Source organism: Cupriavidus sp. PET2-C1 (genome assembly GCF_054515855.1).
In genome coordinates this window covers 2,501,010-2,517,151 of record NZ_CM137259.1, presented here as the reverse complement: position 1 = coordinate 2,517,151, position 16,142 = coordinate 2,501,010, and the positions used below count along the sequence as shown (strand labels likewise).

The following is a 16,142-nucleotide window of genomic DNA, read 5'->3' as shown; positions in this document are numbered from 1 at the left end:
TGTAATCAACGTTAATAAAATGCGGGCCGGGCCGTTGCATCCGCGCCACCCTCAGGTCACGTCTGCATCACACGCATCACACGCATCACACGCATCACGCGCATCCCGGACATCCGCTTGTCAGCGCCGGTAGGGGTGATGGTAGGCATACCAGTCGCGGCGGCCCCACCAGCGCCTTCCATCCCAGTAGCGCTCACCGTGCCAACCGATCACCACCGCCGGCGCCACTACCACTGGCGGCCCATATCCGACATACCCGGGAGGCGGCCCATAGACCGGAGCCGGCGCAGGATAGGCCGCGGGCGGCGGGGGCGCGGGATAAGCGGGCGGCGCTTGATACACGGGCGCGGGGTAGGCCGGCGCTACCACCACCGGCGCAGGCACGCCGACGTTCAGGTCCACATCGACGCGTGCCAATGCGGGCTGGGCGAGCGCCAGGACAAATGCGCCAAGCCCCAGCGCGTAGAAGTTACCTTGCTGCATGTCGATCCTCTTCTTGCAGTCGCAATAAGCTGACTCTAGCCATGCCGCCGCACTGCCGGGGATTACAACTGTAACGATATTTCACGGCGTACCGGACGCAAGGGGGCATCAGGCCGAGCGCTCGTTGGTGAGGCGGCACAGGGGCATCAGCTCCCTGACGCAAGCGTCTGAGGCCGATTTGCTTTCCACCCGCCGGAAGATGCTGAGTCCCGGTTTTCAGCTTATCCAGAACCCCGGCTACAACCGTGGCCGGGGTCCGGCGAAATTCGTGGGCATGCAATTCCATGGGGAATTTTGAGACGCCATAGACGTCAAACCTTAAGTGCGGGTTCGCGCTCCTTCAGGCGACCCGGGCTTGGCTTTGCGACCCGAAAGAGGGATTCAAGTGGACAGTTGTTCTAGTCGACCTTTGTATCGTTTCTAGGCAAGCCATCAGTCGTTCTCCGACCGCTGTCTTGCCTGACAGGTAAGGCAGCGGTGTCATCCGGCCATTCGGCCAGCTCCGCTCCTTTGTGTTATCTCGCCAGAACCGTCTGGCGCCGTGCTGTCCTGCGAACCGCGCTACAGGGCGGCGAGGAGTCAAGCATGCGTAAGATTCTCATGCCATCCAGCTGGATGACCGCCCTCACCGCCCTCTCCGCCCTCACGGCCCTCGCCGCGCGGCTGGCATCCCCATTCCTGCACCGGATTGAACCAGGCACCGCCAGCATGGCGCCAACAAAAGACCTGGATTTGCGGAATCGGGACGCACATGCGCCACGGACCAACCGGGAATTTGCCGACGCCGCCATCCGGTTATCTCGGACGCTCTGGTAACTGCCTTTGCACGCCTCAATGCCGCTATGACGAAAGAGCACATACAAAGACCGCGAGGAGAACAAAATGGCAAACCTTACGACGGAATTGGCAGGGCCACCACAACATGGCGGGCTTGATGAGGCGCACGTTGGCGACATTCGAGGCGCGCTGGGCACCATCGCCCAGCACGACACCGGCCCTCGCACTGGATGGCGCCAGAGATTCAGCACTCTGCTCGCCATTGTTGGCCCCGGCCTCATTGTCATGGTCGGGGACAACGACGCCGGCGCCTTTGGCACCTACACGCAGGCGGGGCAAAACTACGGTACGACATTGTTGTGGACGCTCCTGTTGTTGATACCCGTGCTCTACGTCAATCAGGAGATGGTGGTGCGGCTTGGCACCGTGGCCCGGGTGGGCCATGCGCGCCTCATCTTTGAGCGCTTTGGCAAGCTATGGGGCAGCTTCAGCGTCATTGACCTGTTTCTTGTCAATGCGCTGACGCTGGTGACCGAGTTCATCGGCATCAGCCTCGCGCTGGAGTACCTGGGTATCCCCCGTCACTGGGGCGTGTGCGCTTCGGCGCTGCTGGTGATGCTGGCCGCCTCGACCGGAGATTTTCGGCGCTTTGAGCGGTTCGCCATGGGACTCGTGGTCGGGAGCCTCACACTGATTCCTGTCTTCCTCCTTGTCCATCCGCCCCTGGGCCAGGTCGCCCGGGATTTTTTTGCACCCGCAATGCCTGCGCATGCGCCGCTCAGCGAGGTCATGCTGCTCATCATCGCTATCGCCGGCACTACCGTGGCACCGTGGCAACTCTTTTTCCAGCAGAGCTACGTCATCGACAAGCGGATTACGACACGCTTCATTCGCTATGAGAAGGCTGACCTCTGGCTGGGCATTGCGCTCGTCATTGCTGGCGCAGTGGCCATGATTGCCTTCAGCGCCGAAGCGTTCCGCGGCACGGCGGAATTTGGCAACTACACCGATGCGCTTGGCACGGCGGTCGGGCTCGAGAAACATTCGGGACGGCTGAGCGGCGTCTTGTTCGCCATCGCCTTGCTGGACGCAAGCATCATTGGCGCCTGCGCCGTCTCCCTGTCAACGGCGTATGCGCTGGGGGATGTCTTTGCCGTGCGCCATTCCCTGCACCGCAAGCCAACTGAAGCCAAAGGCTTCTATGCGGTCTACTTCGGCTTGACCATGCTGGCGGCAGGACTGGTACTGACGCCAGGAATGCCGCTTGGGCTGCTAACCAACGCGGTCCAGTCATTGGCTGGCATTCTCTTGCCCAGTGCCACGGTATTCCTGCTGTTGCTTTGCAATGACAAGGCTGTCCTTGGACCGTGGGTGAATGGGCGCTGGACAAACCTGTTCACGGGAACGGTGGTGGCAGGCCTCGTCATGCTCTCCATCATCCTGACGGCATCGGTCCTGTTCCCGCAGATGGGCGAGCGGGAGATTCTGGGCATCCTGCTAGGCGGAACGGTCCTCGCGCTGGTGCTCTCTCTCTTTGTGATGCTCTATGAGAAGCGCCGTCTCTTCATGCCACTGCCATCGGCGCCACCATCGGTGACCGACAAGGCAGCGTGGGCGATGCCGCCGCTAGCCGAGCTACCGGCGCTAAAACTCACCCTGCTGAATCGCACATGGATGCTAGCCTTGCGCGGTTATCTGCTTGTCGCGGCTGGGTTGGTACTCGTGCGTATTGTCACGCTGGTAACAGCATAGTGCGACTGGTGGTGCGATTTCCGCGAAGGTGCGTCACGGCTACGCGCTCTTTGGGCCTGGCGATGCCTGCCCATGGACTACTGGCGAAACCGGGCGCATCCTATTGGAATGCCACAGCCCACAAGAAATGCGCAATGATGCTTTTGGGAGATAGGCTATGCATACCACGCAAGCAATCGCCACGATTGAAGCCGGCGCCCCCAACTATCTAGTTAATCTGCAGGTAGACACGCACGTTCTCACTGGCGACGAATCGGCGACGCGTGGAGGCGGGGACCGTGGCCCCGAGCCTTTTGCGTTCATCCTTTCCGGGCTCGTCGCGTGCACCGCAACCACATTGAAGATGTTTGCGGAGCATAAGAAGTGGGACCTTGGACAGATACGCGTCTATGCCACGTTCGAGACACTCGGCCACGTGCGCTTCATCCTCAGAGAGGTCGCGGTGGGCAGCGAACTCGGTGAAGCTGAACGTGCCCAGCTCGCTAAAGTCTGTGAGCAAACGCCAGTGACATTGTTCTTGAAAGGCACCACCAGCATAGAAACGATTTTCCAGTAGTGTAAGGACCAGAAGACACGTGCCGGCGGTTGCCTGCGTGCGTAGCCGCACGGCCAATCGCGGCATCATCGGCAAGAGATACCTATACGAGCCTGCGCAAAACATGAACGACTGTCCCCGCTGCAAAGCGCCAATCGGGCCGCAGGTCCGGGCGTGCGTGGTGTGGAAAGCGAACAACGCACGATTTACGCAGCCGCGCCGCCTGTGTAATATCCGGCACCTGCAGCGCCTGTGCTGCTGATCGTTCCCCCCTTGTTCCTGGAGAGCAAAGTGCCCCGCATGTTCGCCATCACCCTCTGATGCCGACGACACCTGCACACGCAGAGTGCCGATGGCGCGCCCGCGCTCTTCGCCTGCTGTGCTTGCCTCAAGCGCTTACGCTGTCCCAGGCCTGAGTTGCCTGCCGGCACCACCAATACCGCCACGCGCCATCCCATCGTCGGCTCCAATGTCTTCTGGAGTTCGAAATGACTATGCAACAACCCGAAGTGCTTCGGGAAACCAACCCTGCCGACCCGGTTGCCGATCGCGTGAAATATCCGCGCACGCCGCATTTGCCGTGGTCGCCAGGACTTAGCGACGATGACCGGAGGATCGAGTCCCTGGATGCCTTCCAGGGCTGCCGTGTGATTGTCACGTCCAAGATGGACGGAGAAAACACCTCGCTCTACCGCACGGGCATGCACGCCAGGAGCCTGGACAGCCGCCATCATCCAAGCCGTGACTGGCTCAAGGGATTCTGGGGCGCGATGCGCATGGATATCCCGCAGCGTTGGCGCGTCTGCGGCGAGAACCTGTTCGCCACGCATTCGATCCGTTACCGGGAGCTGGCCTCGTTCTTCCTTGGGTTCTCGATCTGGAACGCGCGCAACGTATGCCTCGGTTGGGATGAAACGCTGGAGTGGTTTGCCCTGCTCGGTATCGAGCCGGTGCCGGTGCTTTACGACGGCGTGTTCGACGCCGCGGCGATCCAGGCCCTCTGGCGCGAACGTGAGCGCGAGCGGATGGAGGGCTATGTGGTCCGGATCGCGGGCGAGTTTCCCTATGCCGGTTTCAAACGCTGCGTGGCGAAGTTCGTGCGCAGCGGGCATGTGCAGACGGACGCGCACTGGATGCACAACCACGCGTTCGAGCAGAACCACATGCGTGAACACGCAGGAGAGCCGCAATGGAAATGACCGAGCTGTTGACCGCAGCGAACCTGCAATCGCTGCGCACGGCATCCGTGCTGCGGGCGTCTGCCTACGCGAGCCTGATGGCACTTGTGCCTGCCCCGGGCGTTGACCCGGACTGGCAGGCCTTGATGGCGGCACTCCCATGCCTGGAGCCGTTGCGCCGCACGCCGCAGGATCCGCGCTATCACGCGGAGGGCGACGTCTGGACCCATACAAAGCTGGTGGTCCAGTCCCTGGTGGGGCTGGATGACTATGCGATGGCCACGCCCGAGCGCCGTTTCGTCCTGTTCCATGCGGCGCTGCTGCACGACATCGCAAAGCCCGCCACCACGCGGGTAGACCCGCAAACCGGGGCGATTGGCCAGCCGGGCCACTCGGCGCGCGGCGCTGTCGATGCCCGCGTGCTGCTGTGGCGCAGCGGTGTGCCCTTTGCCTTGCGCGAAGCGGTTTGCCGGCTGATCCACGTGCATCAGCTGCCGTTCTATGCCATCCGGGGAAGCCGGTCCGGCGAGTCCGCGGAGATGGTGGTGCGGCGCCTGTCGCTGGAACTCGATATACGCGAGCTGGCGGCGCTGGCCGAGGCCGACATGCGTGGGCGGGTTTGCGCCGACAGCGAAGACGTGCTGGTCGACATCGCGCTGTTTCGCGAGCTGGCGCGCGAGGAGGGATGCTACGGCCAGCCGCGCGCCTTCGCGGACCGCTGGACTCGGATGCGCTACCTCCGGGGAGAAGACGTCCATCCGGACTATGCTTACCACCGCGAGGCGGGCTCCACCGTGACGGTCCTGAGCGGCCTGCCGGCCACAGGCAAGAGCACCTGGATCAAGACATGCTGCGCCGGTCTGCCGGTTGTGGGGTTTGACGACGCACGCGAGGCCCTCGGGCTGAAGTACGGGAAGAACGAGGGCGCGGCGATGCACTTTGCCGTCGACCAGGCAAAAGCGCTGCTGCGCGAGGGCAGGCCGTTCGTCTGGAACGCGACGCACCTGAGCCGGCAGATGCGCGCGAAAACCCTCGACTTGCTGTTCGCGTACGGCGCCGAAGTCAATGTCGTCTATCTGGAGGCCGCGGAGCAGACCATCCTGTCGCGCAACCGCAAGCGCGACACCACGCTGACCAACGCGGCCATCGGGAGAATGCTCCACAGGTGGGAGGTGGTGTCGCCGGTTGAGGCGCACTCGGTCATCTATCACATCGCCAATTGAACCGGATGCCGGACCGTGCCATCCGGCACGGGTGCAGCAGGGCTCAGGAACCCGCCGCAGGCGCCGCCGCCTTGCGTCCAGACATGTGATGCAGATACGCCAGCAAGTCCTTCAGATCCGCGTCGGACAGCGTTTTTTCGTCGATCGCCGACATGCGCGCGTTGGGCCACCAGCGCAGCGACTGCGGGTCGCGGATCAGCGTGGCCAGCTTGTCGTCGCCCAGATAATCGACGGCGCTGTGCGGCACATTCAAGTCGGGGCCAAGGTGCGCGTCGCCGACCCGGTTGAGGGAGTGGCACGAGAAGCAAACGCGCTGGAATGTCGCGAAGCCGCGCATGACCGCGCCGTCCGCCGGCAGGCCGGGGGCGGGCCGGATGGCCGCAAAGCGCTCCGCCGGCGGCGTGGTGATGTCGATGCGCACGATGCTGTACGTCCAGAGGCTCTCGTTGACAAGGGAAGCGGCGCGGCCCGCCGGCACTGTCCAGATCAGGCGGAACGGCCCGATGTCCTGGCCCTTGAGCGTCGGCCACGGCGCGGCAGGATTTTCCACCGCGAGCCAGGCGCGCGGCTCGTCGGCGCTTTCGGCCAGCAACAGGCGCGTCGGCAGGTGAGAGACATAGCCATCGCTGGCTGCGGTCGTCGCGCTCGCGTCGGCCGTCACCGGCATGCCGCGCAGCAAGGCGGCCAAGGGGATCGCCTTGAATGTCAGGCGGCGTTTCAGGTTGTCGTCGTCCACCGTCACGTCGGTCAGGCGACGGTCTTTCAGCAGCGCATCCCGCGTGTAGTTGCGCTGTTGCGCACCGGCGGCAATGGTCAGCGTCGCCGTGTCCGCGGCGCAAGCCGGACCCGCCAGGAACGCCATTGCGCAGCCAAGCGCGCCAACGGCCATTGCGATCCAGGCTTTCATGGGTCTTCCTCCAGAGCAAGCGAACATTGTGCGGCGGTCGTAGCCGCTCATTCTAGCCGTTGCAAGCGCGCGTCGGCTTTATCGCCGGCGTGGCGGCCGGCGCGGTCGTTTGCATGATCGTTCGTCATTTCTGCGCATCGGCGCGCCTGGCGCCGAGCGCTTCGAGCAGTGGCTTCAGTGCATCGAGTTCCGCGCCAAAGCCGCCCCAGTCGCCTGCCTTCAATCGCTCCATGGCGCGCTCATAGTGGGCGAGTGCCTCGCGGGCGCGGCCGTCTGGCGCGCCACCGGGCGCGGCCGCCACCGGGGCCGCTTCCTTGAAGAGCGCCGCCAGGGCCGCGCCCAAGGATTCCTCCATCACCACATGGTCGCCATAGGCGGCGATCACCCGTTTCAGCTCGGGCAGCTGGCCGGACTCCGCGCGCAAGTAGAGCGGCGAGACGTAGAGAATCGAGTTGTCGATGGGCACGACCTGGAGGTGGCCGCGGATGACGCGCGAACCCATCTGGTTCCACAGCGAAATCTGCTGCGAGATCTCGGTGTTTTGCTGGATGCGCGCCTCGATCTGGAATGGCCCATAGACCAGCTTGTCCTTGGGAAAGGCATAGACGACGAGCTTGCCGTAGTCAGGCGGATCGCAACGCGCCGCCAGCCACGCAATCATGTTCTCGCGCTGGCTGGGCACCATCGGCAGCATCAGCACGAATTCGGCGCGCGGCTGCGCGGGTAGCCGCACGATCATGTAGTAGGGCGTCATGGGCGAGCCAGGGCCGGTGCCCGCATCGATGTCGGCCTGTTTGCGCGGGAACTGCCAGAGATCCTCGCGGTTGTAGAAGACTTCCGGCGTTTCCATGTGATAGGCGCGGTAGACCTGCGCCTGGATCAGGAACAGGTCTTCGGGGTAGCGGATATGCAACTGCAGGTCTTGCGGCATCGCGCCCAGCGGCTTGAACAGGCCCGGGAAGATGCGCTGGTACGTCCGCACGACGGGATCGGCCGGATCGCTGACGTAGAAATCGGCAGTCCCGTCGTACGCATCGATCACTACCTTGACCGCGTTGCGGATGTAATTGTCGCCGTCACCGGTGCCAGGCTGGGAGTACGGGAACCACCGGCTGGTGGTGTAGGCATCCTGGATCCAGAAAAGCCGCCCGCCGCTCACGACAATGTAGGGGTCATGGTCGAGGCTGAGGAACGGGGCGATCGTGCGCACCCGGTCCTGGATATTGCGATGAAGCAGGATTCGGCTCGCGGGCGTGATGTAGCTGGTCACCAGGATGTTGGGATCGTCGAATTGCCAGGCGAAGAGGGCCTGCAGCGCCAGGCTGCCGATCGCGATGCCGTCGCGCCCGTGATAGGTCGTATAGACGTTCTCATCGCCTTTGGGGTAATCGAATTCGGGGGCGTTGCCGTTGACGATCACATAGCCCTTGCCGCCTTCACCAAAGTACAGGCGCGGCTCAACCATGCGCGGGCCGCCGTTGGAGACGGGCGGAATATCCTTCAGGTAAAGCGTAGGCAGGCCTTCCGTGGATTTCTCCGTGACCGGCGACATCACGACGCCATTGCCGTGGGTGAACAGCAGATGCAGGTTGACCCAGGTCTGGGCATTGGCAGGAAGCAGCGACGGTTCCAACTCCCGCGCCGAGAGCATCACCTGCTGGTAACGGGCGTCGAACCGGTAGCGGTCGATGTCCGTCGCCAGGAATTTGTAATAGGTCCTGATCTCCTGCAACTGCGCGTAGGTATCCCGCAACGGCTGCAGATCCCACAGGCGGATATTGTCGATGGTCGGGCGATTGGCCTGCAGCGCGGCGAGATCCAGGTTCTGGTCGGCGGGAAACGGCTTTACCGCTATCTGCGCCAGGCCATAGGCGTCGCGCGTCAGCGCAATATTGTGGGCGATATAGGGCGTCTCCAGCTGCAGTTCGTTCGGCTTGACATAGAAACGCTGGAACAGCGCCGGGTAGATCAGCACCAGTACCAATGCGCTGCCGAACACGGCCAGTGCCGAGGCGGCAGGAATGCGATAGCCCCGCCAGCGCATATTGGCCCATGAAGCGGCTGCGGCCGCGGTGGCCAGGCCGATCAGCGGCCACAGGACTGGCAGGCCCACATGGATATCGGTATAGCTGGCGCCCACCACCACGCCGTTGTCCCCATAGAGCAGCAGAAAGCGGTCGAGCCAGTAGGACCAGGCCTGCAGCAGGAAGAACAAGCCCAGCAGGGCCGAGCCGTGGACGGCGGCCGCAGGCGAAAGCCCGCGCGGCGAGCGCATGCAGGCGATGTCGCCGCGCATCCCGTACACCACGGCGGCGGCCGCCGCGCTGCAGCACAGCAGCAGTAGCAGCCAGTTCCTCAGTGCAAGATAGGCAGGCAGCGAGAAGAGATAGAAGCCGATGTCCTTGCCGAAGATCGGATCGGCCTTGCCAAAGGGCACCTGGTTGAAGTAGCGAAGCACGAGGTCCCAGTCCGGGATTGCGCTGGTGGCGAGGAGCAGGCCCAGGAGGACGGCGGCACCGGCGATGGCGGCGTGCCAGGGCAGGTGCGGCGCGACTTCGCCGACCAGCTCGCTCAAGACCTCCGCCTTCCAGGAGCCAGGCGGGCTCGCATAGCGGTGCGCCAGCGATCCCGATACCCAGATCGCGCCCGCCGACGCAGCGAAGACGGCGGCAAACAGAAGCACCTTGGTGACAAGGACCGTCCAGAAAACGCTGACATAGCCGATGGAGGAAAACCACAGCCAGTCGATCAGCATGCCGGTGAGGCGGCCGATGACGATCAGGCCGATGATGCCAACCGCAACCCTGGCGGCAATGCGCCTCAGGCGCAGGCCGGATATCCCTGGCGAGCGCATCGATCATGCTCCTTTGCCGGACCGTCATCCGTGGCCTGCGGCTGCCCGCAACAAGGCAAAGGTCCAAGCCGGCCCCGCCCGACAATTCATTGTAGGTGGGGAATCATCTGGCGGCTGATGGACATTTACGGGCTGTTTATGCCTGGCTGATAGCTTTCTACGCCATTTGCATGGACGAGTTCTTAACCTGTGGGTTGTCCAATCCGGTGAGCAACATGATGCCGCACAGCCGCAATGCACCACGCACAGGCCAACTTCATCACGGTGGCGGGTACTACCTGAAACTGACCGGATGCCTGCTGGCCCTCGGTTTGTTGTACGCCTTGTCATCGTGAATCCAGCCTGCGCCGACTGCGCAACGCCATGCGCTGAAGCCTGGGATGAAGCTTGAGATGAAGCCTGGGATGAAGGACCGGCGGGCTGTCAGCCTGCCGCCTTTTGTTCCAGGTAGTCCACCAGCAGTCTTGCCGCCGGCGAGAGGCTTGCCTCGTCGCGCAAGCAGATCGCGAAGCGGCGCTGCGCCCAGCGATCGGTGAGCGGGATCACCCGTACGCCAAAGCTGGCGTACATGGGCTCAACCACCTCGCGGGGTACGATGGTAAGACCCAGATTCGCGCGCACGCAGCGCAGGGACGCATCGAACGAGGAAACCACCACGCGGTACGCCATCGGCTTGCCGATGATGGCCGCGGCGCGCGCGAGCATGGTGTGCACAGCCGTCTGCCCGGGCAGCCCGATGTGGTCGAACGCCAGCGTTTGCTCGAACGTGCAATCCGCCTGGCTAGCGAGCGGGTGCTCGGGATGCACGATGGCCGCCAGGGTATCGCTGCGATAGGGCCGGGTCTGGAATCCTTCCAGATCCGCGGCATCCCAGCAGATACCCAGCGATGCGGATCCTTCACGCAACGAGCGGACGAGATCGCGGCTGAGGCTTTCCTCGACGGTGACGCGGATGTCCCGATGCGCGGGCACTTGCAGGAAGCTCGCGATATCGTCGGGCAGCGACTCGGCCATGCACGATACGGTGGCCAGCAAGCGGACCTGCCCCTTGACGCCGGTGCCGTAGTCGGCCATGTCGCGCTCCACGCGATCAGCCGCGGCCAGCATGGCGCGAGCGTGCTCAAGCAGGATCTCACCCGCCGCGGTCGGGATCACGCCGCGCCTGCGCCGCTCGAACAGCGTGACGCCCACCGTGTCTTCCAGTTGCGCCAGCCGCTTGCTGATGGCCGAAGCCACGATGTGCTGCTGTTCGCCGGCGCGCGCCATGTTGCGTGTCTCGCAAACCGCAACAAACAGGCGCAGGGAGGTGAGGTCTAGATCACGCATCGAGAGCCTTCAACAGAGGATTTCCAATCTGGAAATTTAGTGCGGTTATCTTAACGTTTTTTGTCATAACCGGAAATTCCCCGGGATGGCCGCAAGCGGCGGCACTTGGCACCTCGTGCGCGGCAGCTGGCGGGCCGCTGGCTTGGGCATGCATCGGGGTGATTCGCTTAGAAGTTCCAATCCGGAATGCTGGCGCTTCTTGATTACCGCTTCTGGCTCAGGCCGGAACAACATAGAGTGCATAGGCCAAACCAAAGCACCAACCTCCGAGGGGACACAGATCCAATGACAACGCACACGCCATCGGCACCGCGCCAAGCCGTGATCCGCGAGGTCGGGCTGCGTGACGGGCTGCAAAGCATCGCCACCATCCTGCCGACTTCCGCCAAGCGCGAGTGGATCCAGGCGGCCTACGCGGCAGGCCAGCGGGAGATCGAAGTGGGCTCCTTCGTCCCGGCGAAGCTGTTGCCGCAACTTGCCGATACCGCGGAACTCGTGGACTTTGCCAAGTCGCTGCCGGGGCTGTTCGTCTCGGTCCTGGTGCCGAACCTGCGAGGCGCGGAGAACGCCATCGCCAGCGGCGCGGACCTGATGCTGATGCCGCTTTCCGCCAGCCATGCGCATAGCCTGGCCAACCTGCGCAAGACACCCGACGACGTGGTGGCTGAGGTCGCGAGGATCCGTGCCGCTCGTGACGCGGCCGGCTCCAAGACATTGATCGAAGGTGGCGTGGGCACGGCCTTCGGCTGCACGATCCAGGGCCATGTGGATTCGGACGAGGTGCTGCGCCTGATGCAGGCCCTGCTGGATGCCGGCGCGGATCGCGTCAGCCTGGCCGACACGGTGGGCTATGCCGACCCCGCCATGGTCCGCCGCCTGTTCGAACGCGCCACGGCAATTGCCGGCGACCGTTTCTGGTGCGGCCACTTCCACGACACGCGCGGGCTTGGCCTGGCCAATGTCCATGCTGCCCTGGAAGCCGGGGTGACCCGTTTCGATGCCTGCCTCGCCGGCATCGGCGGCTGCCCGCACGCGCCCGGCGCCAGCGGCAATGTCGCCACGGAAGACCTGGCCTACCTGCTGGGCAGCATGGGCTTCGATACCGGCATTGATATCGGCCGGCTGCTGGCGCTGCGCGAGCGCGTGGCCGGCTGGCTGACCCATGAAACCCTGCACGGCACGTTGTGGCGCGCCGGCTTGCCCAAGACATTTCCCGCGTCAGTTGCCGATGCGGCGTTCCGCCTGAGAGAGAACAATGCACACTGAACATGCTTCCTTGCCGCTCGCCGGCGTCCGCGTGGTTGAGTTCACGCATATGGTGATGGGCCCGACCTGCGGCATGATCCTCGCGGACCTGGGCGCCGAAGTCATCAAGGTCGAGCCGCCCGGTGGCGACAAGACCCGCAACCTGCCCGGCCTTGGCATTGGCTTTTTCCGCTCGTTCAACCGCAACAAGAAGAGCGTCGTCATCGATATCACCACCCCGCAAGGGCAGGCCACGGCAGCGGAGCTGGCTGGCCAGTGCGACGTGCTGCTGGAGAACTTCCGCCCGGGGCTGATGGCGAAATGCGGGCTGGACTACGCCACGCTGTCCGCCAGGTTTCCCAGGCTGATCTACGTCTCGCACAAGGGCTTCCTGCCCGGGCCCTATGAACACCGCCTGGCGCTCGACGAAGTCGTGCAGATGATGGGCGGCCTGTCCTACATGACCGGGCCCAAGGGCCGCCCGCTGCGCGCCGGCACCTCGGTCAACGACATCATGGGCGGCATGTTCGGCGCCATCGGCGTGATGGCTGCCTTGCGGGAACGCGACCGCACCGGCAAGGGACAGGAAGTGCAGAGCGCGCTGTTCGAGAATTGCGTGTTCCTGTCGTCCCAGCATATGCAGCAGTTCTCGATGACCAGCGAGCCGCCGCCGCCGATGCCGTCGCGCGTGTCCGCCTGGAGCGTCTACGACGTGTTCACGCTGGCCGAAGGCGAGCAGCTCTTCATCGGGGCCGTCAGCGACAAGCAGTTCAACACCTTGTGCGACGTGCTGCAACGTCCCGACCTGGCGGCCGATCCGGCACTTGCCACCAACGCCATGCGCGTTGCGGTCCGTCCGGCATTGCTGGAGCGGCTGGGCGAGATTCTCAAGGACCATCGCGTGGAAGCGCTTTCGCCGAAGCTCGAAGCCGCGGGCATTCCCTACGCGGCCATCATGCGTCCGGAGCAACTGCTGGAGGATCCGCACCTCAAGGCAAGCGGTGGCCTGGTGCCGATGCAGACCGAGGACGGCGGCACCACGGACGTTGTGCTGCTGCCGCTGTTGATGGGCGGGCGCAGGCCTGGCGTGCGCATGCCGCTGCCGGCCATTGGCGAGCACAACGACGAAATCCTGTCCGGCCTGGGCGCGCATATCCCGGACTGAAGCTTCGCGCTTTGCCACGTGGCTTCGGACGGCCACGCGGACTAGAACGATAAACATACGGAGACAGACATGGCATTCCTCCTTTCGCGCCGGGCCGCGCTCGGCATGGCCGCTTCGGCGATCGCACTCACGCTTGCCTTGCCGGCCGGCACCGTGCTGGCCCAAGGCTCGGGCCGGCCGGTGCGCCTGATCCTGCCGATCAGCGCTGGCTCGGGCGTGGACGCGATCGCACGCGCTGCCGGGCCTTCGCTGGGCAAGAGCCTGGGCCAGCCGGTGGTGATCGAGAATCTTCCCGGCGCCGGCGGCATTACCGGCGCGGCGGTGGTGGCCAAGGCGCCACCCGATGGCACCACGCTGGGGCTGTTCTCCAACAACCATGTGATCAACCCGAGCGTGTACAAGAAGATGCCGTTCGACGCGATCAAGGACTTCACGCCCATCAGCGTGATCGGCTTCACGTCGCTGGTCCTGGTGGTCAACCCCAAGGTTCCCGCCAGGAACGTGCAGGAGCTCATTGCCTTGCTCAAGGCCAAGCCCGATTCGCTCAACTATGCATCGTCGGGCAACGGCACCATTTTGCAGCTCGCCGCTGAAATGTTCCTCGACGAGGCGCATGTCAAGGCTCGCCATGTGCCCTACAAAGGCACCGGGCCGATGATGACCGACCTGATCGCGGGCCAGGTGGAGATGGGTGTCGTGGCCTTGAATGCCGTGGCGCCGCATCTGAAGAGCGGCATGCTACGTGCAATCGGACTGTGCGGCGCGACGCGCTCACCCGCCGCACCGGAGATTCCCACGATCGCCGAACAGGGCCCGCCCAACTACGCGGTCGAGGGCTGGTTTGCCGTGGTGGGTCCCGCAGGGCTGCCGCCGGCCGAGGTCAAGCGCCTCAACACGTTGTTCGCCAAGGCATTCACCAGCCCGGACGTGCTGGAAGCGATGAAGAAGCAGGGCAACATGATCAATCCCGGCACGCCGGAGGCCGCCGCGAAGTTCTTCCAGAGCGAAGCGGCGCGCTATGCGGCCCTGGTCAAGAAGGCCAATGTGACCCTGGAGTAAGGGTAGAGGCCGCATAGCGCATCGCATTGTTCGGTGCATCGAGGCAATCCGTGCGGTAGACGCCGGCCCACGCCGTGGCGTTCACTGCCTCTCCGGTTTCATCGAACGTTGCCCAGCCCGTGCAGCCCGCTTGGCGTGGGGAGGCGCCGATGTCATGATGGCGAGCCGGCATTTCACCTACGGTATCCTTGGGTCGGCACGGTAGGCGCGACCAAGATCGCCGTGCCCTGCCGGTTCGGGACATCGGGAGGCTGCCCCGGCCATGCGCTGGCGGTGCGGGCATCAATGCAATGACAATGAGGAGACATGGATATGCAAGGCAGGCAAACGCAGGGGATGTCCGGCGAGCGGCTTGGGCGGGTCGAACGGTTCATCGACGACGCCTATGTCGCGACCGGCAAGTTGCCCGGCACCCTCATCCAGGTGTGGCGGCGCGGCGAGTTGGTCCTGAACTCGGTGCTGGGCCTGGCTGACCGCGAGCGCCAGGTGCCGTTGGCCGAGGATTCGATCTTCCGCATCTACTCGATGAGCAAGCCCATCACCTCGGTGGCGGTCATGATGCTGGTCGAGGAATGCAAGATCGCCCTGGACGATCCGGTCAGCAAGTACATCCCGGCATGGGAAAACCTGGGCGTCTACGCCGGGGGCTTCATGGAGAGCTTCCAGACGCGCCCGGCCGCGCGCCCGATGCTGGTGGTCGACCTGCTGCGCCACACGTCCGGCCTGACCTATGGTTTCCAGCAGAACACCAACGTCGACGCCGCTTACCGCAAGCAGATGCTGGGCGAACTCGCCACCGGCGGCACGCTGGACGACATGATCGAGAAGCTGGCCAAGCTGCCGCTCGAGTTCTCGCCGGGCGAGGCCTGGAACTACTCGGTCGCCACCGACGTGCTGGGCTACCTTGTCGGCAAGATCAGCGGAATTCCTTTCGAGACCTTCCTGAAGGAACGCATATTCGATCCGCTGGGCATGGTCGACACTGCCTTCCACGTGCCGGAAGACAAGGCCTCGCGCTTTTGCGCCTGCTACGCCGTCGGCTCGCTCGGTTCGAAGGTGGTATCCGCGCGCGCGCCGGTCCTGCAGGACGATCCCCGCACCAGCCCCTACCTGAAGCCGCCCAGCTTCATCTCCGGCGGCGGCGGCCTGGTGTCCACCGCGGCTGACTACATGCGCTTCGCACGCATGCTGTTGCAAGGCGGTGAGCTGGATGGGGTGCGCCTGCTGGGGCCGAAGACCCTGGCGCTGATGACCGCCAACCATCTGCCGGGCGGGGTGGACCTGCCGCGCATGTCGCGCTCCATGTTCAGCGAAGCCACCTATGATGGTGTTGGCTTCGGGCTCGGCTTCGCCACGACGGTGACGCCGGCGACCACGTTGATTCCCGGCAGCGCCGGCGACTTCTTCTGGGGCGGCGCGGCCAGCACCTTCTTCTGGGTCGATCCGCAGGAGGACCTGATCGGACTGTTCCTGACCCAGCTCTTGCCCTCGTCCGCCTACCCGGTGCGCCGCCAGTTGCGCACGCTGGTCTACAGCGCCATCACCGAGCCGGGTGCCGCGGCACGCTAAGCGCAACACGGGACGTGAAGCCTGAGTCGGTATGTCCAGGCTCGGGCAAGGTCAATTGCACGCGGCGCG

The 16,142-nt window shown here is 64.3% G+C and carries 13 protein-coding genes; 9 read left to right on the top strand and 4 right to left on the bottom strand.

Going from position 1 to position 16,142, the window contains the following annotated elements; genetic code table 11:
* Positions 1-120: 120 nt before the first annotated feature.
* Positions 121-483, bottom strand: a complete 363-nt coding sequence (locus ACX12D_RS11370; RefSeq protein WP_459371228.1) for a hypothetical protein — start codon at positions 481-483, stop codon at positions 121-123.
* 585 nt (positions 484-1,068) lie between these two features.
* Between ACX12D_RS11370 and ACX12D_RS11365 the strand changes: the two genes are divergently transcribed.
* The 5 genes from ACX12D_RS11365 to ACX12D_RS11345 all read left to right on the top strand — a co-directional run bounded on the left by ACX12D_RS11365 (position 1,069) and on the right by ACX12D_RS11345 (position 5,948).
* The gene (locus ACX12D_RS11365) at positions 1,069-1,299 is read left to right on the top strand and encodes a hypothetical protein (protein ID WP_459371227.1); all 231 of its coding nucleotides are present in this window, start codon (positions 1,069-1,071) and stop codon (positions 1,297-1,299) included.
* 66 nt (positions 1,300-1,365) lie between these two features.
* Positions 1,366-3,012 carry an NRAMP family divalent metal transporter gene (locus ACX12D_RS11360; RefSeq protein WP_459371226.1) on the top strand — a complete coding sequence of 549 codons (1,647 nt, stop codon included), beginning with the start codon at positions 1,366-1,368 and terminating at the stop codon, positions 3,010-3,012.
* 157 nt (positions 3,013-3,169) lie between these two features.
* Positions 3,170-3,568, top strand: a complete 399-nt coding sequence (locus ACX12D_RS11355) for an OsmC family protein (RefSeq protein ID WP_459371225.1) — start codon at positions 3,170-3,172, stop codon at positions 3,566-3,568.
* 467 nt (positions 3,569-4,035) lie between these two features.
* Positions 4,036-4,746 (top strand): RNA ligase family protein, encoded by a 711-nt coding sequence (locus ACX12D_RS11350; protein WP_459371224.1) that lies wholly within the window; start codon positions 4,036-4,038, stop codon positions 4,744-4,746.
* A 77-nt stretch (positions 4,747-4,823) separates the two neighbouring features.
* Positions 4,824-5,948 (top strand): AAA family ATPase, encoded by a 1,125-nt coding sequence (locus tag ACX12D_RS11345; protein WP_459374001.1) that lies wholly within the window; start codon positions 4,824-4,826, stop codon positions 5,946-5,948.
* A gap of 43 nt (positions 5,949-5,991) precedes the next feature.
* On the opposite strand, the gene ACX12D_RS11340 is transcribed toward ACX12D_RS11345, so the two are convergent.
* The 3 genes from ACX12D_RS11340 to ACX12D_RS11330 all read right to left on the bottom strand — a co-directional run bounded on the left by ACX12D_RS11340 (position 5,992) and on the right by ACX12D_RS11330 (position 11,035).
* Positions 5,992-6,855 (bottom strand): cytochrome c, encoded by an 864-nt coding sequence (locus tag ACX12D_RS11340; protein WP_459371223.1) that lies wholly within the window; start codon positions 6,853-6,855, stop codon positions 5,992-5,994.
* Between the two features lie 124 nt (positions 6,856-6,979).
* A complete protein-coding gene (locus ACX12D_RS11335; protein WP_459371222.1) occupies positions 6,980-9,709 on the bottom strand; it encodes a UPF0182 family membrane protein in 2,730 nt (909 codons plus the stop codon).
* A 423-nt stretch (positions 9,710-10,132) separates the two neighbouring features.
* Positions 10,133-11,035, bottom strand: a complete 903-nt coding sequence (locus tag ACX12D_RS11330; protein ID WP_459371221.1) for a LysR family transcriptional regulator — start codon at positions 11,033-11,035, stop codon at positions 10,133-10,135.
* A gap of 285 nt (positions 11,036-11,320) precedes the next feature.
* Here ACX12D_RS11330 and ACX12D_RS11325 point away from each other — a divergent pair, with 285 nt between their 5' ends.
* The 4 genes from ACX12D_RS11325 to ACX12D_RS11310 all read left to right on the top strand — a co-directional run bounded on the left by ACX12D_RS11325 (position 11,321) and on the right by ACX12D_RS11310 (position 16,073).
* A complete protein-coding gene (locus ACX12D_RS11325; protein ID WP_459371220.1) occupies positions 11,321-12,301 on the top strand; it encodes a hydroxymethylglutaryl-CoA lyase in 981 nt (326 codons plus the stop codon).
* A complete protein-coding gene (locus tag ACX12D_RS11320) occupies positions 12,291-13,445 on the top strand; it encodes a CaiB/BaiF CoA transferase family protein (RefSeq protein ID WP_459371219.1) in 1,155 nt (384 codons plus the stop codon). The genes ACX12D_RS11325 and ACX12D_RS11320 overlap by 11 nt, the downstream gene beginning before the upstream one ends.
* 69 nt (positions 13,446-13,514) lie before the next feature.
* Entirely contained in the window at positions 13,515-14,504 is a 990-nt protein-coding gene (locus tag ACX12D_RS11315; protein WP_459371218.1) for a Bug family tripartite tricarboxylate transporter substrate binding protein, read from the top strand.
* A 306-nt stretch (positions 14,505-14,810) separates the two neighbouring features.
* Positions 14,811-16,073 (top strand): serine hydrolase domain-containing protein, encoded by a 1,263-nt coding sequence (locus tag ACX12D_RS11310; RefSeq protein ID WP_459371217.1) that lies wholly within the window; start codon positions 14,811-14,813, stop codon positions 16,071-16,073.
* The last annotated feature ends 69 nt before the right edge of the window (positions 16,074-16,142 follow it).

Excerpts from the sequence above, each read along its gene's own strand:
- ACX12D_RS11320 (WP_459371219.1), top strand. The coding sequence starts at position 12,291 with ATGCACACTGAACATGCTTCCTTGCCGCTCGCCGGCGTCCGCGTGGTT.
- ACX12D_RS11350 (WP_459371224.1), top strand. The coding sequence starts at position 4,036 with ATGACTATGCAACAACCCGAAGTGCTTCGGGAAACCAACCCTGCCGAC.
- ACX12D_RS11335 (WP_459371222.1), bottom strand. The coding sequence starts at position 9,709 with ATGCGCTCGCCAGGGATATCCGGCCTGCGCCTGAGGCGCATTGCCGCC.
- ACX12D_RS11340 (WP_459371223.1), bottom strand. The coding sequence starts at position 6,855 with ATGAAAGCCTGGATCGCAATGGCCGTTGGCGCGCTTGGCTGCGCAATG.
- ACX12D_RS11365 (WP_459371227.1), top strand. The coding sequence starts at position 1,069 with ATGCGTAAGATTCTCATGCCATCCAGCTGGATGACCGCCCTCACCGCC.
- ACX12D_RS11315 (WP_459371218.1), top strand. The coding sequence starts at position 13,515 with ATGGCATTCCTCCTTTCGCGCCGGGCCGCGCTCGGCATGGCCGCTTCG.
- ACX12D_RS11325 (WP_459371220.1), top strand. The coding sequence starts at position 11,321 with ATGACAACGCACACGCCATCGGCACCGCGCCAAGCCGTGATCCGCGAG.
- ACX12D_RS11330 (WP_459371221.1), bottom strand. The coding sequence starts at position 11,035 with ATGCGTGATCTAGACCTCACCTCCCTGCGCCTGTTTGTTGCGGTTTGC.
- ACX12D_RS11345 (WP_459374001.1), top strand. The coding sequence starts at position 4,824 with ATGGCACTTGTGCCTGCCCCGGGCGTTGACCCGGACTGGCAGGCCTTG.
- ACX12D_RS11355 (WP_459371225.1), top strand. The coding sequence starts at position 3,170 with ATGCATACCACGCAAGCAATCGCCACGATTGAAGCCGGCGCCCCCAAC.
- ACX12D_RS11360 (WP_459371226.1), top strand. The coding sequence starts at position 1,366 with ATGGCAAACCTTACGACGGAATTGGCAGGGCCACCACAACATGGCGGG.
- ACX12D_RS11370 (WP_459371228.1), bottom strand. The coding sequence starts at position 483 with ATGCAGCAAGGTAACTTCTACGCGCTGGGGCTTGGCGCATTTGTCCTG.
- ACX12D_RS11310 (WP_459371217.1), top strand. The coding sequence starts at position 14,811 with ATGGATATGCAAGGCAGGCAAACGCAGGGGATGTCCGGCGAGCGGCTT.